The sequence below is a fragment of the Insulibacter thermoxylanivorax genome (assembly GCF_015472005.1).
GTDB classification, from domain to species: domain Bacteria; phylum Bacillota; class Bacilli; order Paenibacillales; family DA-C8; genus Insulibacter; species Insulibacter thermoxylanivorax.
In genome coordinates, this window is record NZ_BMAQ01000033.1 from 20,469 (window position 1) to 35,837 (window position 15,369).

General features: G+C 54.0%; 14 protein-coding genes and 1 pseudogene. 11 read left to right on the forward strand and 4 right to left on the reverse strand.

What is annotated here, in order from left to right; all coding sequences use genetic code 11:
* Positions 1-13: 13 nt before the first annotated feature.
* The 6 genes from PRECH8_RS11490 to PRECH8_RS11515 all read left to right on the forward strand — a co-directional run bounded on the left by PRECH8_RS11490 (position 14) and on the right by PRECH8_RS11515 (position 6,387).
* Complete coding sequence (locus PRECH8_RS11490) at positions 14-820, forward strand: histidinol-phosphatase (RefSeq protein WP_200967249.1); 807 nt, start codon at positions 14-16, stop codon at positions 818-820.
* A gap of 312 nt (positions 821-1,132) precedes the next feature.
* Positions 1,133-1,591 (forward strand): chemotaxis protein CheX, encoded by a 459-nt coding sequence (locus PRECH8_RS11495; protein ID WP_200967250.1) that lies wholly within the window; start codon positions 1,133-1,135, stop codon positions 1,589-1,591.
* A 131-nt stretch (positions 1,592-1,722) separates the two neighbouring features.
* Positions 1,723-2,601: an SDR family NAD(P)-dependent oxidoreductase gene (locus tag PRECH8_RS11500; protein WP_242457557.1), complete on the forward strand. Its 879-nt coding sequence runs from the start codon at positions 1,723-1,725 to the stop codon at positions 2,599-2,601.
* A 65-nt stretch (positions 2,602-2,666) separates the two neighbouring features.
* Entirely contained in the window at positions 2,667-3,488 is an 822-nt protein-coding gene (locus PRECH8_RS11505) for an alpha/beta hydrolase family protein (RefSeq protein ID WP_200967251.1), read from the forward strand.
* A gap of 21 nt (positions 3,489-3,509) precedes the next feature.
* Complete coding sequence (locus tag PRECH8_RS11510) at positions 3,510-4,793, forward strand: DEAD/DEAH box helicase (RefSeq protein WP_308808488.1); 1,284 nt, start codon at positions 3,510-3,512, stop codon at positions 4,791-4,793.
* A 136-nt stretch (positions 4,794-4,929) separates the two neighbouring features.
* On the forward strand, positions 4,930-6,387 hold the full coding sequence (locus PRECH8_RS11515; protein ID WP_200967253.1) for an S-layer homology domain-containing protein: 1,458 nt from the start codon (positions 4,930-4,932) through the stop codon (positions 6,385-6,387).
* 146 nt (positions 6,388-6,533) lie between these two features.
* Here the strand turns inward: PRECH8_RS11515 and PRECH8_RS11520 are convergent, their stop codons facing one another.
* Positions 6,534-7,328 carry a Cof-type HAD-IIB family hydrolase gene (locus PRECH8_RS11520; RefSeq protein ID WP_200967254.1) on the reverse strand — a complete coding sequence of 265 codons (795 nt, stop codon included), beginning with the start codon at positions 7,326-7,328 and terminating at the stop codon, positions 6,534-6,536.
* A gap of 103 nt (positions 7,329-7,431) precedes the next feature.
* Here PRECH8_RS11520 and lepB point away from each other — a divergent pair, with 103 nt between their 5' ends.
* Positions 7,432-7,962 carry a signal peptidase I gene (gene lepB, locus PRECH8_RS11525; protein ID WP_242457563.1) on the forward strand — a complete coding sequence of 177 codons (531 nt, stop codon included), beginning with the start codon at positions 7,432-7,434 and terminating at the stop codon, positions 7,960-7,962.
* Between the two features lie 143 nt (positions 7,963-8,105).
* Here lepB and ilvD read toward each other — a convergent pair whose 3' ends face one another.
* Positions 8,106-9,794 (reverse strand): dihydroxy-acid dehydratase, encoded by a 1,689-nt coding sequence (gene ilvD, locus PRECH8_RS11530; RefSeq protein ID WP_200967255.1) that lies wholly within the window; start codon positions 9,792-9,794, stop codon positions 8,106-8,108.
* Between the two features lie 167 nt (positions 9,795-9,961).
* Between ilvD and PRECH8_RS14650 the strand changes: the two genes are divergently transcribed.
* From PRECH8_RS14650 to PRECH8_RS11545, 4 genes and pseudogenes are all read left to right on the forward strand, one after another.
* The gene (locus tag PRECH8_RS14650) at positions 9,962-10,087 is read left to right on the forward strand and encodes a hypothetical protein (protein WP_276569113.1); all 126 of its coding nucleotides are present in this window, start codon (positions 9,962-9,964) and stop codon (positions 10,085-10,087) included.
* A gap of 103 nt (positions 10,088-10,190) precedes the next feature.
* Positions 10,191-10,490 (forward strand): annotated as a pseudogene (locus PRECH8_RS11535) (VOC family protein); the annotation flags it as partial.
* A gap of 28 nt (positions 10,491-10,518) precedes the next feature.
* Complete coding sequence (locus tag PRECH8_RS11540) at positions 10,519-11,220, forward strand: SDR family oxidoreductase (RefSeq protein ID WP_200967256.1); 702 nt, start codon at positions 10,519-10,521, stop codon at positions 11,218-11,220.
* A gap of 43 nt (positions 11,221-11,263) precedes the next feature.
* Positions 11,264-11,932 carry a ThuA domain-containing protein gene (locus PRECH8_RS11545; protein ID WP_200967257.1) on the forward strand — a complete coding sequence of 223 codons (669 nt, stop codon included), beginning with the start codon at positions 11,264-11,266 and terminating at the stop codon, positions 11,930-11,932.
* Positions 11,933-12,359: 427 nt separating this feature from the next.
* Here PRECH8_RS11545 and PRECH8_RS11550 read toward each other — a convergent pair whose 3' ends face one another.
* On the reverse strand, positions 12,360-13,667 hold the full coding sequence (locus PRECH8_RS11550) for an aminotransferase class I/II-fold pyridoxal phosphate-dependent enzyme (protein ID WP_200967258.1): 1,308 nt from the start codon (positions 13,665-13,667) through the stop codon (positions 12,360-12,362).
* 230 nt (positions 13,668-13,897) lie between these two features.
* Entirely contained in the window at positions 13,898-15,067 is a 1,170-nt protein-coding gene (locus PRECH8_RS11555) for a YheC/YheD family endospore coat-associated protein (protein WP_200967259.1), read from the reverse strand.
* Between the last annotated feature and the right edge of the window lie 302 nt (positions 15,068-15,369).

The window sequence follows — 15,369 nt, forward strand, 5'->3', positions numbered from 1 at the left end:
GAAGGAGGAGCACATGAAATTCGACTTTCATACCCATCATGAACGCTGCGGCCATGCGGAAGGGACGATCGAAGATTATATCCGATCCGCCATCGAACAGAGGCTGGATATGATCGGCATCTCGGATCATTCTCCCTATTTCGGCGACGAGGAGGACCATCCCCACCCTGAGGTGGCGATGGCGAAGAGCGAGTTCCCCAACTATGTAGAGGAAGTGCTCCGGCTGAAGAAAAAATACGAAGGCCAAATCGAGGTGCTGCTCGGCGTGGAATCCGATTTCTTCCCGGAGCATGCGGAAACCTATCGCAAGGTCTATGAATGCTACCCCTTCGACTACATCATCGGTTCGGTTCATCGTTCGGATCATATCAGCATCTTCAACAAGAATCGATGGAAGAACCTCACCAAGAAGGCGCAGCAAGAACAGAAAGAACGTTACTATGCACTAATCGCCGAATCGGCGAAGAGCGGCATGTTCGATATCCTGGGACATATCGATGCGATGAAGGCCAACTACCCGGCATTCAGCGACATTCAGACGGAAGCGGTGGATCGAACCCTGCAGGTGATCAGTGAATATGATATCGCCATCGAGGTCAATACCTCAGGTAAGACGAAGCTTGCAGGCGGCTGGTATCCCTCCGATGAGATCTTGGAGCGGGCGCTGTTCTACGGGGTGAAGGTCACCTTCGGATCCGACGCACATGTTCCATCGCGGGTAGGAGATGAATGGGAACAAGTACGCCAGAGGCTCAGAGAGATCGGCTATAAGGAATGGGCTTATTTCCGGCAGCGCAAACGGTATCTCACGTCTTTATGACGAGCAAGAGTCGGGTAAGATTGGGGATATCCTAAAGATGCTGCATACGAGAACAAAAAAGGGACCTGCCATCGGGGCAGGTCTTAAAAATTTATATATTATAAAAAAGGGGGTCTTGCTTATTATATTAACCGTCGAACATTATCAAACTGTTTCAGGAATATTTCAATTGTGTAACAAAAAAAGCGCATGCATTTACAATCCGTTTCAGAAATAATGACATTTCTTAACATGTACAGGGTTGAAATGATGAGCTATAATGAAAAAAATCGACAATTTATGACCGAGTGTCAAGTGAAATGGGGTTCGGTAATGAAAGCTGAGTATATCAATCCATTCCTGGAATCAGCGCGACTAGTGATCGAACAAGTGGTCAACGTGACACCGACAACAGGACAGCTTGACATCAAAGATGTAAAGTTTGTTGAAAGTTACGTCTGGATTCAGATCGGCATCACTGGCCAGATGAACGGCGACATCGTCTTCGGTCTGCATGAACAAGTGGCGCTGCGTCTGGTATCAGCGATGATGGGCGGATTCGAGATTACGCAGCTGGACGAGATGTCGCAGAGCGCGATCTCGGAACTGGGCAACATGATCAGCGGCAATGCATCGACTTTATTATATAATCAAGGCGTGAAGATCGATATCTCACCGCCGAAAGTCATCCTGGCAGCCAATGCAGCCGGTTTCGAACCGAAGCGCGCGCTGACGATTCCGCTGAAGATCGGAGATATCGGCGAATTGGATATTCAGGTTCTCGTTACATAAAGCGGACCATAAGATGTTGTGTCTGCGACGCAAGCGGCATGGATTAGGCAGACAAGATCGGCGTGATGCGAAGATAGAAGCTCCATGAAGGGGCTTCTTTCTTTTGCCTTGTACTTAAGGTATGCTGATGGATGATAGCAGAGCAGCAGCAGACGGCAGGTGAGCTGACTGCGGCGGGTGAGCTGACTGCGCAGGCGATGTGGATGATAAGCGGAGGGGTTACGATGAAGAGGAGAACGTTAGCGGAGAAAATCGTCCTGATCACGGGCGCGTCGAGCGGCATTGGTGCGGCGGCAGCCCGGATGTTCATAGACCGGGAAGCCGTGGTTATCGCTTGCGGCCGGTCGCTGGAGCGTCTAAAGGAATTGCAGCAGCAGTTAGAGGAACGCTGTGTGATCCGGCAGCTTGACGTACGGGATGCATCCGCCGTGCAAGAGACCATGGACGATCTTGTTCAAGCCTATGGCCGCATCGATATTCTCGTCAACAACGCCGGCTACGGTAAATTTGAATATTTGGAGAAGATGTCCCTTGATGAGATCAATGATATGATGGATACCAACTATATGGGGGTCGTTCGCTGTACGAAGGCGGTATTGCCTTATATGAGACAAGCTGGCAGCGGACATATTATTAATATTGCCTCGATCGCAGGTAAGGTGCCGACGGCCAAATCAGCGGCATATACGGCATCGAAGCATGCCGTGCACGGATTTACCCATGCGCTGCGCTATGAACTGCGCGGCACAGGCATCGCAGTGTCCGCCGTAAATCCCGGTCCGGTAGCGACCCGATTCTTCGATATCGCCGATCCAAGCGGCGAATATCTGAAGAACGTCAAGGACTTTACGATCACGCCGGAGACCGTTGCCCGCGCGATCATCTCGCTGGCAGAGAAACCGCGCATGGAGATCGATGTGCCGCGCTACCTGGGCATCGGCGCGCAGATGTACAGGGGTATGCCGCGTCTGCTTGACCGCATCTTGTTCCATGTGACGAATCGCAAGTAATCAATGGGCAAGATAAGCAAGTCCAAGACAAGCCAGTGATAGAACAGCTGCAGGGGAGGAAGGGTATGGACCTTATATCAACCGGCCGCATCGATCCTTCGCAGATCCTTATCGCGAAGAAGCGGGTGCGTTCGCCGGGGCGCGGAGTACAGGCCTATCTCATCACTTATCGAAGCCAAGGATTGGCTGTACTGGGGTATTATATGCGCCCTTCGGCGCCAGGGACTTATCCGTCGCTCGTGTACTGCCGCGGCGGCATCGGACGCGTCGGCATGGTGACTTTGTCGCGCATCCTGCCGGCGGCTTACCGCGGATATGCTGTATTTGCTCCCTTCTATCGGGGAACGCGCGGCTGTGAAGGCCGGGATGGCTTCGGCGGGGATGACCGGCATGATGTGTATGCCGCGATCCAGCTGCTGCGCAGTTTCCCGGAGGTGAGTGAGAACAAGACGGTGGTTGTCGGTTTCTCGCGCGGTTCGATCAATGCGATGCAGGCCGCCAGGGACTGTCCTGAAGTCGGCGGCGCCGTGATCTGGTGCGGCGTTACGGATCTGCTGCTCACTTATGAGGAGCGCATCGATCTCAGGCGGATGCTGAAGCGGGTCGTCGGCCATCCTGTGAAGGATGAGCAAGCCTATATCGAACGCTCGCCGATCCGTTGGATCGAGCGCGTAGGTGTGCCTGTCCTGATCCTGCACAGCAATCAAGATGAGAACGTGAGCATGCGGCATGCTGTGAGTTTGGCGAAGGTGATGGAGGAGAAGGGACGAGATCATGAACTGATCATCTACGACGGGCAGCCGCATCGCTTCTCGCCGGAAGCATTGGAACAGGCCTGGGATGATATCGCTGCTTGGGCCGAACAGAAGGTTCATAACGAAGGATAGACGGAAGGCAGGTGGAAGATGATGAATTTTCGAGATTTACATATTGCAGAAGATCTGGCATCGAGCTTGGCGAAGTCGGGAATCGAAGAGCCGACGGCGATTCAGCGGGCGGCCATCCCGCATGTGCTGGAAGGGCGTGACGTGATCATCCGCTCCCATACGGGCACGGGGAAGACCTTGGCCTATCTGCTGCCCATTCTGCAGAGGATTGATCCCGAGCAGCGCGATGTCCAGGCTGTGGTGATCGCGCCGACGCAGGAATTGGCGATGCAGATCGTGCGCATCGCGCAGGAACTCGGCGCGCCCCGGGGACTTCACGCCTTAGGACTGATCGGCGGCGCTTCTTTGAAGCGGCAGATCGAACGGCTTAAGGACAAGCCACAGCTTGTCGTCGGGACGCCGGGCCGATTAGTAGAGCTCTTGGAGATGCGCAGGCTGAAGCTGCATCAGACGAAGGCGATCGTCACCGACGAGGTGGATCAAGTATTCCGGCTCGGGGACCGGTCTGCCGTCGAACGCATCTTCAAGGGCGCTTTGCGCGATCGCCAGCTGATCTTCGTCTCGGCGACGGTGCCGGCAGCAATGCAAGAGGTCATCGAGCGTTGGATGAATGAACCGCTCTATATCGATGAGGCAGGCGAGCAGCGGACGGCGGCGAGCCTCGAGCACGTGTACTTTGTATGTGAACCGCGGGAGAGGATCGATCTTCTGATCCGCCTGGTGAAACATTATAAGCCGCGTGCCGCGCTCGTCTTCATCAATCACACCGATGAGATCGCGGAAGTGACGGAGAAACTGAGGTTCCATAAGATCGAAGCAGCGGCTTTATACGGGGACCAGCCGAAGATGGAGCGATCCAGCGTCCTTGACCGCCTGCGCCTCGGCAATCTGCAGGTTCTGGTGGCGACGGACCTCGCTGCACGGGGACTCGATCTCCCGGATCTAAGCCATGTGTTCTCCCTGCATCCAGCGCCGGATGAGGACCATTATGTGCACCGCGCTGGGCGCACCGGCCGCATGGGACGGCGGGGTACCGTGGTGTCGATCGTTACCGCTAAGGAGTTATTCATCATGAAGAAGTTTGCGAAACAGCTGGCGATCGATATTCAGCAGAAGGAGTTATATTTTGGCCGAATCGTCGATCCGGAGAAAAAAGAGCTGATGCGCAGCACGAACCTGCGCAAGGAGGCGGTCCGTGCAACATCGGTTAAGAACAAGACGAAGAATAAGAAGAAGCGGAAGGCGGATACGAAGGATAAAGGAATGCCGCGCTGGCTTAAGGCCAAAATTCATAATCAAGAATAAACTGGAACGACCAAAGTCCCAGCCCGTATAGGTCTGGGGCTTTATTTTTGTCATCCACCCCCATAACCCCCATGCAGCGTGCGATTTCCTATGGTGAATGAATAAGAGAAGCGATTTAGAATGAGGAGGATGAATAATGAAACGAAGCATGAGACGCTTGACGATCTTCTTATTGGTGCTGGCGATGTTGTTTGCCGGCGCAACTCCGGCCTTTGCTGCCAAGGGACACGGCAAGGGTCCCGGCAAAGGGCATGACAAAAACCATCAATATTTCGAACTGGAAGTGAAAGGAAAGGGGAATTTCGGGAACGGAGGCAAGATTACCTTCATCCTGGAATTCGAAGATGTCAACAGGGAAGCTGCTTGGGCGAGAAAACACATCGCGAGCCTGGCGGCCAAGAAAGTATTCGAAGGATACACGGACGGCACGTTCCAGCCGAATAAGTCCGTTTCCCGCATCGAGGCTATTGCTGCCGTTGTGAGATTGCTGGGACTCAAAGAGGAAGCTGAGAATCCAAGCAAGAAGAGGGAAGCGATCTGGTTCGATGATGAGAAGCAGATCCGCAAAAACCATGATTGGGCCGTAGGTTATGTTGTCGTGGCACAGGAAGCCGGCTTGTTCGATCCGAAGGAAGGCAAGCTTCATCCAAACAAAGCCGCGGACCGTCTCTGGGTGACTGAGCTTTTGATCCGCGCCTTGGATCTGGAGGATGAAGCTTATGCAAATCGCAATGCTGAGCTGAACTTTAAGGACAGCCGTGCGATTCCGAAGGACAAGGTCGGCGTGGTCAAAGTTGCTGTGGACCGCGGTATCATCACCGGCTATTCGGATCGTACGTTCCGCCCGAACCAAGCGGTGAAGCGGGCTGAGCTGGCAGCGATGCTGGAGCGGGCAGAAGCGCTGCTTGAGGATGAGGAAGATGATACGGATGCCAGCGGTGTGATCGAAGAGATCAATAATCTGACGCTGGTGCTGCGCAAGAACGGTCAGCTCCAAGCTTACGCCCTTGATCCTCAGACCTTCGTCTTCCGTGAAGGAGAGAAGGGCACGATCTATGACCTGAAGGTCGGCGATACGGTATTCGTCCGCACTTATAATAATCTGGTTATCTTCATTGAGGTGGTAAAACCGGCGAAGGATGAAGTGAAGCCGTTTACGGCAACGGGATATTTCCATTCCCTGGCGTTTAATGAAAACGGCAGAATCGCCAGCATCACGATCACCGAAACGCTGAACAGCAGCAGACAAGTGAAGTATGACGTTGCTGAAGATGTAGTCATCGAAGGCAATGTCAATGAGCTCAAACAAGGCCGGCTGATCCATCTGTCCGGTGAGAACCAAGTCGTCAAGAAGATCACCATCGGCGACTTCGGATTCCAACTGCAAGGAGAGCTGGAATACTTACTGCTGAATTCCAACGGTCAGCTGGCGACGATCGCCATTCGCCATGAGGTAAACGGCAAAGAACAAGTCTCCATCTACAGCGTATCCCCGGATGTACGCATCACCGGCAATCTGAATGCGATCGTAGAAGGTCAGAAGATCACGGTGTATGGTACACAGCAAGTGGTCACGGAGATCAAGATCGGCTGATCGGATGGAAGACAGGCTGTTAAGAGGATTGGATATTACGAAATAAGAAGATATGACGAAGGACCGGTGTGCCTGAACTCGAGCCCAGGCTGCCGGTCCTTCCTTCGTCCTTATCTGGTTCTTCCCGCGTCTGATATACGCTTTTGTTAGATGAGCACGAATTTCTCAATGGCGTGTTTGACGCCTTCATCATTGTTCGATAAAGTGATATAATCCGCCAATTCTTTGAGCGCCGGCACCGCGTTGCCCATGGCGATGCCCAGACCGGCCGCCTCCAGCATCTCCCGGTCATTCCAGCTGTCGCCGATGGCGATCACGGATTCCAGCGGACAGCCAAGCTGCTCAGCAAGCACCTTCAGCGCATGCCCCTTCGTGCCCTCTGGATGGATGAATTCGAGGAAATTCGGCTTGGACTTGGTGATATGCACGCGATCACCAAACCGGGCTTCGAATTTCGGTTTCAGCTCATCGAGCACCTCAGGGTCGTCGATGATGATCAGTTTGGTCTGGGGGAGACTGCTGAGCCTCTTCAGATCGGGTTCGATCGTATAGGGAACATCGGAGTTGGCACAATAATCGAGAAGTTTTTGATTGATCTTTTTGGCAAATAATTGATCATTGTGGTATGCTTGAATATGCAGATCGTGTTGATCACAATAATCGAACAGCGCGGCAGCGATCTCCTGGGGAACATGGCGTTCATAGATGACCTGTTCGTCCAGGGCGGTCTTGATCAGGGAACCTTGATAGGTGATGATCGGTACATTCAGCTGCAGCTGCTTAGCGATCGCTTGCGCCGAAGCGAACATCCTGCCGGTCGCTAACGTCACATGCACGCCCCTGTCCACAGCTCGGCGTATGGCGTCGGCAGTTCCTGGAGTGATTTGTTTATCATCGGTGATGAGCGTGTCATCGATATCGATCGCGATCAATTTATACATATTGGCTCTCCTTTGCTCTAACGGTTTTTCTATCTTACCTATTCTAACATACTATATGACGATCTTTTATAGATTCGGATGAAACAGGAGTTGAAGCTGCTTGATGCGCAACCTGAGCAAGACGATTAAAGAATGGGGCATCAGTCTGATCATCGCCTTAGCGCTTGTCTATCTGATCTTCACCTTCATCGCCCAGCCGGTGAAAGTCCCGACGGGTTCGATGGAACCGACGGTGATGACGGATGATCTGCTCATCATGGAGAAGGTCACCAGATGGTGGCGGCCTTATGAGTTCGGAGATATCCTCGTCTTCTATCATGATCCGGACAACTTGGGAGGGGACTTGTATCTGAAGCGGCTCATCGGGCTGCCCGGGGATACGATCGAAGTGCGGGACGGCAAGCTGATTCGCAACGGCGAGCCCGTCGTTGAACCCTATCTGAACAGTCTGCTGATGAATGGAACCTTCGGTCCGGTTACGGTGCCGGAGGGGCACTATTTCTTCATGGGGGATAACCGCAATCTAAGCCATGATTCACGCCGCTGGGTGAATCCCTTCGTGCCGATCGATCAGGTCAAGGGCAGGGCGTTCTTCCGCTATATGCCGCTGACTCGTTTCGGTTTGATCGAATAGACTGACTCATCATCGCATGATGCCCATACACGAAGAAGGGGCTGTCCGGTAAGTCAGCGATGACTGACTGATGGACAGCCCCTTCTTCATTCCTATGAACTTGCAGCGATGTTTCGCGTTAAAGGATCGAAGGATGACAAGGATCAGTCGATCTTCATCACGCCGCCGGTGCTGGCCGATGTGACCAGTTTCGAATAGCGGGCGAGATATCCGGTCTTCACCTTCGGCTCGAAGCCTTTCCAGTTAGCCTTGCGGCGTTCTAACTCCGCATCGTCGACCATGAGGGTGATCGACCGATTGTTCATGTCGATCTCGATGATATCGCCGTCCTCTACGAATGCGATCGGTCCGCCTTCAGCAGCTTCCGGCGAGATGTGGCCGATGCTGATGCCGCGGGATGCACCGGAGAAGCGGCCGTCGGTGATCAGACCAACCTTCGTGCCCAGCCCCATACCGACGATCTGCGATGTCGGAGCGAGCATCTCGGGCATGCCCGGTCCTCCCTTCGGACCTTCATAGCGGATAACGACGACGTGGCCTTCTTTCACTTTGCCGTTTGCGATGCCTTCCAGCGCCTCTTCCTGCGAATCGAAGCAGATCGCCGGGCCCTTGTGGTAGCCGCCGACCGAAGGATCTACAGCCCCGACCTTGACGATGCTGCCGTTCGGCGCCAAGTTGCCGAACAACACGGCCAATCCGCCCTGCTCGGAATGAGGATTGTCCAGAGTGCGGATGACATCTGTATCCTGGATCTCGCAGCCTTCGACATTCTCGCGGAGCGTCTTGCCGGTGACGGTGATGCATTCGCCGTGCAGCGCGCCTTCTTTCTTCAGCAGTTCGTTCAGGATCGCGCTTACGCCGCCGGCTCTGTGCACGTCTTCGATGTGATAATCGGAAGCCGGTGCGATCTTCGCCAGATGCGGAACGCGCGATGCGACTTCATTGATCCGCTCGAGGGGATATTCGATGCCGGCTTCATGGGCGATCGCCAGCGTATGCAAGACGGTGTTCGTCGAACCGCCCATCGCCATATCGAGGGCAAAGGCATTGTCGATCGCTTCGATAGTCACGATATCCCGCGGCTTGAGATCCATCTCGATCAGCTTCATCAACTGTCTCGCCGATTCCTTCACGAATTCCTTGCGCGCTGGATCAACAGCGAGGATCGTGCCGTTGCCCGGCAGAGCAAGTCCCAGGGCTTCCGCCAAGCAGTTCATCGAGTTAGCCGTGAACATGCCGGAGCAGGAACCGCAGGTCGGGCAGCCGTACATCTCGAGTTCGCGCAGCGTATTGTCATCGATGATGCCGGATTGATATGCGCCCACTCCTTCGAAGACGGAGGTCAGGGAGATGGCGCGGCCGTCCTTCGTTCTGCCGGCCTTCATCGGGCCGCCGCTGACGAAGATGGTCGGGATATTGACGCGCAGGGCGCCCATCATCATCCCCGGCGTGATCTTATCGCAGTTCGGGATGCAGACGAGGCCGTCGAACCAGTGCGCGTTGACGACGGTTTCCAGCGAGTCAGCGATGATCTCGCGGCTTGGCAGGGAATAACGCATGCCGATATGGCCCATCGCGATGCCGTCATCGACGCCAATCGTATTGAACTCGAAGGGAACGCCGCCGGCTTCGCGGATCGCTTCTTTCACGAGTTCACCAAACTCTTGCAGATGCACATGCCCGGGGACGATATCGATGTAGGAGTTGCAGACAGCGATGAATGGTTTATCGAAATCTTCTTCTTTGACCCCCGCGGCACGGAGCAAACTGCGGTGAGGTGCGCGGTCGAAGCCTTTTTTGATCATATCAGAGCGCATCTTTCTAGGAGCCATTCGCTTCATTCCTCCATTATTCTATATTTTTATTTCTAACTAGTTTAGCACAATAGCTAATATAGTGAAATAGAACGGGGCTGGGTCAGCTCAAGAATCTGAGAAAGATTAGAATTTTCGTGACGCGCGAAAGCCTGCTTCAGATCAATAGTGTGATATAGGTCATAATGAAATTTCAACCGCCTGAACAGGACGAGCACGGCAGGAGAACTTATATCCAAGGAGTAGAAGGCGACGGCCGCGAACTGATCGGCATCTTGGATCTGGAACAATTGCTGCAAGACCAGCGTTGACAATCGCCGCTGCTCATGCAGTTCTGCCGTGAAGCCATCCTGCCGATAGTCATAAGAGATGAATTGAATCCAATAAGTCATAGGAAGATGAGAGGTGAGCATGTATAATGGGGAGGTGACGGCCGCTCGGGCGAAACTGGCGTTCTTCGATATGGGATCGCTGCAGCTCGAATTGATCGAGCCGGATGAACACCCCAGTACGTGGCGGGAACATCTCGATCAGCACGGCGAGGGGGTTCATCATATCGCCTTCCAGATCCAGGGGGTGCAAGAGAAGCTGTAATGGCTGGCTGGACAGGGCATGCCGCTGGTGCAGAAGGGAGAGTATACCGGCGGTAGGTATGCGTATATCGACTCCATTCCCCAGTTGAAAGTGATGTTGGAACTTCTGGAGAACGATTAACGGAAGAAGATGGAAGAGGAGGAATCACATGCTTATACTCATCACAGGTGCGAATCGGGGCTTAGGTTTGGCACTTGCGAAGACGGCTTTGGAACGGGGACATACCGTACTAGCAGGAGTGCGCTCACTCGAGCGGGCGGATCGTTTGCGTGAATTGCAAGCGGTCTCATCGGATCAGATCGTCCTTCTGCAACTGGATGTACAGGACGAGGAAAGCATCCGCCAGGCTGCAGCGAAGATCGAACAAGATTACGGGAAGCTCGATGTCATCATCAACAATGCTGCCATCTTGATCGGCCGCGACAGCAAGCTCGAGGAGCTTGATATCGGCTTGGTGGAAGAATCGATGGATGTCAATCTCTATGGTCCGATGCGAGTTGTGAAACATATGCTGCCGTTGGTCCATAAGAATGGCAAGGGCTGCATCCTGAACATCAGCTCCGAAGCGGGCAGCTTCCATAATGCGTACGGCGGGGACTACCCTTATGCGCTCTCGAAGGCAGCGCTGAATTACTTCACTCAGCAGCTGCACAAGGATCTCTCGTCTAAGGGGATCCGTGCTCTCGCCGTGCATCCCGGGTGGATGCGCACGGATATGGGCGGCAGCTCGGCTCATCTCGATCCGATGGAGACGGCGGCAGCTTTGCTGGATCTGCTCGAGAGCAAGAAGGAAGCGGAGACGGAACCCTTCGCCTTCGTGGATTATACGGGCAGGGCTTTCCCGATCTGACGTTTAAGTGTGGAGGATTCTAAACGGAAGGGAGCAGAAGAAGATGACCATTCGAATCCGTGCTGTACTGGGCGATTACTACCACCCGGCCGAATGGGCGGAACAAGCTTTGCAAGCGGCGGTGAATCTGCTGAATGAGCGGCGGCGTTCTTCCGGTGAATCGGCAGGGTTTGATTTGCAAACGGTCTCTTATGAATCCCTTGCGGAAACGATAAGCGATCATCCCGAATTGCTCGTCATCTTCAAGGAGCAGCGGGTGAATCCGGAAGCGGAAGATCCCGGTGAGTGGATGCACGCTGATCTGCAGGAGAACATCGTCCGTTATGTGGAGGCAGGAGGAGCATTGCTGGCCTGGCATGCCGGTCTGGCGTATCAGAGCGACGGCGCTTACCGCCGCATGCTGCGCGGATGGTTCCTGCATCATCCTGAGCAGAAGACGGTCACCTACCGCCCGGCGGAGGGCGATCATCCGCTCAGCCGGACAGAGGGGTTCGCCTTCAAGGATGAGCATTATTTCGTACACTGCGAGGAAGCAGAGACGAATGTTTTCCTCACCTCCGAGTCGGAGGACGGCCGTTCCATCGCCGGCTGGTCCCACGAATACGGACAGGGACGCGTCTGCTGCTTGACTCCGACCCATACTCTGGAGGGGTTGCAGGATGAGGGATTCTTAAAGCTGTTGGCGGATTGTTTGGATTATTGCTTGTCATAAAATGGGTGATATATGGGGCGTCTGTTAGCCAGTTTTCACTGGCTTCGGATGCCTTTTATGTGTGCATATGGAGATGCAGATGAGAAGAATCGCGCCTAAGACGCAGGTGCGCAGAGTGATGCGCAGGGAGAGCGGTAAGGTATGCCGTAAGGCATGCGGTAAGGCATGCGGTACGGTAGACGCGTGAGACGAATCGGTGTGTGAGACGACAGATCGTGTCGCCTCAGTTGCGTTGAAGAAGGACAGTGCGACCAATATACGAAAGAAGACAAACAACGGAGCTTGTTGTCTCAAAGTGAAGGGGCTGTCCATTAGTCAGTCATCGCTGACTTATTGGACAGCCCCTTTATATCTTGAATAGGATATATGTGTACCGAGTTGTACATGCCTCGCTGATCTGCACGCCAATCAGCGGGGCGGATCCGGACTAGGCCGTCGTTGCGCCTTCCAGATCTTTTACGCCTTGATAGATCGTGAGGAAGAGGTCTTCGATATCCTCTTCTTCGATGCAGGAGAACGCGATGCGCAGATCCGAATCGCCAAGGGCAATCGTACCGATGCCGTAGGTGTCCAGGAGATGGACGCGCAGCTGCTCGGCATTTACGGTCTTCAGCTTCAGGCACATGAAGTAGCCGGAATTGAAGGGATAATACTCCCAGGCATCGTCGAAACGCCCGCTGTCCAAGAGATCCTTCACCTTGTTGGCACGGCCCTTCATGATCGCATACTTCTCAGCCTTCTGCTCTTTGAACTGCGGTGAAGTCAGTGCTCTAAGCACGAAGGTTTGCGATGGATGCGGACTGCTGGAGATCGTCGCGCGGATGATGCCGAGGGTCTTCTGTTCAAGAACATTCAGGACAGCTTCATTCGGATACGAATAGGTGATGAATCCGACACGGAACCCCCAGACATATTCTTCTTTGGTCGCGCCGTCGATCTTGATCGCCAGCACATGGTCATGCAGTTCGCACAGCTGCGGGAAGAGCGATTCATGGAGGGAGTCCTCAAAGAAGAGACCGAAATATGCATCGTCGGTGACGACAACGACTTTGATCCCTGCTTCTGCCCCGGCGCGAACAGCCGCTACGATCGCTTCCGCATCCTGCTGGTTAGGCGTATAGCCCGTCGGATTGTTAGGGAAGTTCAAGACGACGATGGCTTTGCCGCGCTCCTTCTGAGCGAGGATCGCTTCCTTAAGTCCGGCAGCGTTAAATAACCCTTGATCATCATACAGCGGAAAATGGACGAGTTTGGCATTGCGCCGAATGGCAAAAGTCAGCTCATAGTTCTCCCAGTTCTTATCCGGATAGATCACCGCGTCCCCGGCATCGACGAAGAGATCAGCGACGATGCTGAGACCATGGGTCAGCGCATTGGTCACGATCGGGTTGCTGATCGTCTTGTTCACAAGGGACGGGTTTTCTTCCAGCATCTTATTCTTCCATACTTCGCGCAGTTCCGGTTTGCCGGCTGGCGGAGCGTAGCTGTACAAGTCCTTCGGATCATAAGCAGAAAGCGTATCTTGGATGACTTGAAGGTACATCGGTTTGCCCTTCTCGGTAGCGATGCCGATGGTGGCGTTGTACTTCTTGGCCTTCTTGCCGGCTTCGGCAGATTGGTTCAAGATGCCTTCCTTCGGAAAATAGATCTGTCTCCCCAACTCCGACAGCATGTCATAGACGGGGGGAGCCTCTTTGCGTAAGGTTTCATTTAACTTCATCGCTTGAGGATTCATCACGGTTCATCCTTCCATATTCAATCGATCACAAGAAGCGTGCATATCCCCTGCTTCCTAGTTTAACTATAACAAAACAGGATTATTATAGCATCATTGCTGCTGGAAAGTCACTGCTGTCTTGTGAATTCAGCAGCAGAGTCCGGCGCAGCACGTAGATTGCAGCGTTGACCCCATAGCGCTATCTTGACATATTCAAGGGAAGGAATCAACTGTTTGTCACCATGTTGTTAGTTCGCCGTGCCGCTGGTTACTTGCCGATCCAGCCAGATGCGCTGACCATAGCTGATCGGTTGATAATAGACCGCTGCCCATTCCTCCCATAGGCCCCCTTCTAGAAAGCTATATCGCAAATCGCGGCAGTTGCATTCGATGAACATCGGGAAACCTAGCTGTGTAATGCCGATATCCAGCCCAAGATCCGCAAGATTCGGAAGATGTCGGTCGAGGTGGTCAGCGATGAGGAGGGCGAGCCGTTCGACCTCTGCGCGAACCCGCTCGGGATGAAGCGAGGGGTTGGCAGCCAGCAGGTGCTCTAACGTATATACGGTTCCTCCCTGTGCCACATTTGTCAGGAACAGCTTGGCGGGTGCGGCTTTGCCGACGATTCCGGTTACCTGCCAGCTGCCGCTGTCTCCCTTCTGCACCGATACGCGCAGATCGAAAGGGCGCTCCATATAGCAGGCAAGCGGGATATGCTGCTGGACGAGAAAGCGGCGCTGACGGATGAGCCGCTTTAGGGCCGCCGGAAGTTTACTGCGGAAGGAGATCACTGCCCAGCGGCGGGTGCGGATGCGTCGTTTGCTGCGTTTGCCGCGCCGGGTGCGCAGCGTGCGCTCCATGCCGGCGGTCCGATACTGCAGGTGCCAGCGCCCGCCGTCTTTGAATAATTTCATGATGCCGCGGCCGATGCTGCCGTTGCTCGGCTTGATGATCAGGGTGTCGTAACGTTCCATCATCTGATGAATGGCTGTCGGCGTGGCTTGCCGAGTCTCCGGCAGATGGGGAACGATGTCCGGATGCTTGCTGAGCAGCTGGTGGATGAACCATTTGCTGTAGCGGGTGTGGCGGTTATAGATATAGTATCTAAGGTGATGCAGGCGGCCGAGCCTCGCCTGCGCCCGGCGGGTGAGATGGATCGCGCGGTTATGAATCACAGAGGGAATCGGGATCATGCGGGTCACATAACGGCCGACGGGTCCGTCCGGGATGATCGCCTTGACCTGCCGCCGGCGCAGAGAGATATCGCGCAGTCGAAAATAACAGATGCGGCAGCCAAGCCGTGCTGCGGCATGCTCATAGAGCTGGAGCGCTTCGTGCTGCGTGGATCCCCGCCGGATGCCGCGCAGTGTGCGGCCGTTCAGCAGGACGCCGATCATGGGATGTTCCTCAGCGGGCACGATGGACACCTCCCTAACATGGTTTCGTACAGCTTATGTCGGACAGCGGCGGATGGTATGGTTGCCTGTAATGATTGTTTGTAATGGAGGTTCGTCTATTTTTGGCACGTTGAATACATAAGTCTATACGATATATCAGGAACAGCTGACATGCTGTCTGATTCCCCTATATGCTCCTATATGTTCCTTCATTTGCTTCCAGCAATTAGGTTCCTGTCATTAACCCGCGATCCAGTAACTCAGCATACTCTATACGCTCATTAAGTTCTGTCCCTTTGTTCTTTTTCTATGTTTTTGTTCTT

Bases quoted from the DNA above. Each gene is read 5' to 3' on its own strand.
- PRECH8_RS11495 (WP_200967250.1), top strand. From the start codon at position 1,133: ATGAAAGCTGAGTATATCAATCCATTCCTGGAATCAGCGCGACTAGTG.
- PRECH8_RS11490 (WP_200967249.1), top strand. From the start codon at position 14: ATGAAATTCGACTTTCATACCCATCATGAACGCTGCGGCCATGCGGAA.
- PRECH8_RS11540 (WP_200967256.1), top strand. From the start codon at position 10,519: ATGCTTATACTCATCACAGGTGCGAATCGGGGCTTAGGTTTGGCACTT.
- lepB (WP_242457563.1), top strand. From the start codon at position 7,432: ATGCGCAACCTGAGCAAGACGATTAAAGAATGGGGCATCAGTCTGATC.
- PRECH8_RS11520 (WP_200967254.1), bottom strand. From the start codon at position 7,328: ATGTATAAATTGATCGCGATCGATATCGATGACACGCTCATCACCGAT.
- PRECH8_RS14650 (WP_276569113.1), top strand. From the start codon at position 9,962: ATGAAATTTCAACCGCCTGAACAGGACGAGCACGGCAGGAGAACTTAT.
- PRECH8_RS11500 (WP_242457557.1), top strand. From the start codon at position 1,723: ATGATAGCAGAGCAGCAGCAGACGGCAGGTGAGCTGACTGCGGCGGGT.
- PRECH8_RS11545 (WP_200967257.1), top strand. From the start codon at position 11,264: ATGACCATTCGAATCCGTGCTGTACTGGGCGATTACTACCACCCGGCC.
- ilvD (WP_200967255.1), bottom strand. From the start codon at position 9,794: ATGGCTCCTAGAAAGATGCGCTCTGATATGATCAAAAAAGGCTTCGAC.
- PRECH8_RS11515 (WP_200967253.1), top strand. From the start codon at position 4,930: ATGAAACGAAGCATGAGACGCTTGACGATCTTCTTATTGGTGCTGGCG.
- PRECH8_RS11550 (WP_200967258.1), bottom strand. From the start codon at position 13,667: ATGAATCCTCAAGCGATGAAGTTAAATGAAACCTTACGCAAAGAGGCT.
- PRECH8_RS11505 (WP_200967251.1), top strand. From the start codon at position 2,667: ATGGACCTTATATCAACCGGCCGCATCGATCCTTCGCAGATCCTTATC.
- PRECH8_RS11510 (WP_308808488.1), top strand. From the start codon at position 3,510: ATGAATTTTCGAGATTTACATATTGCAGAAGATCTGGCATCGAGCTTG.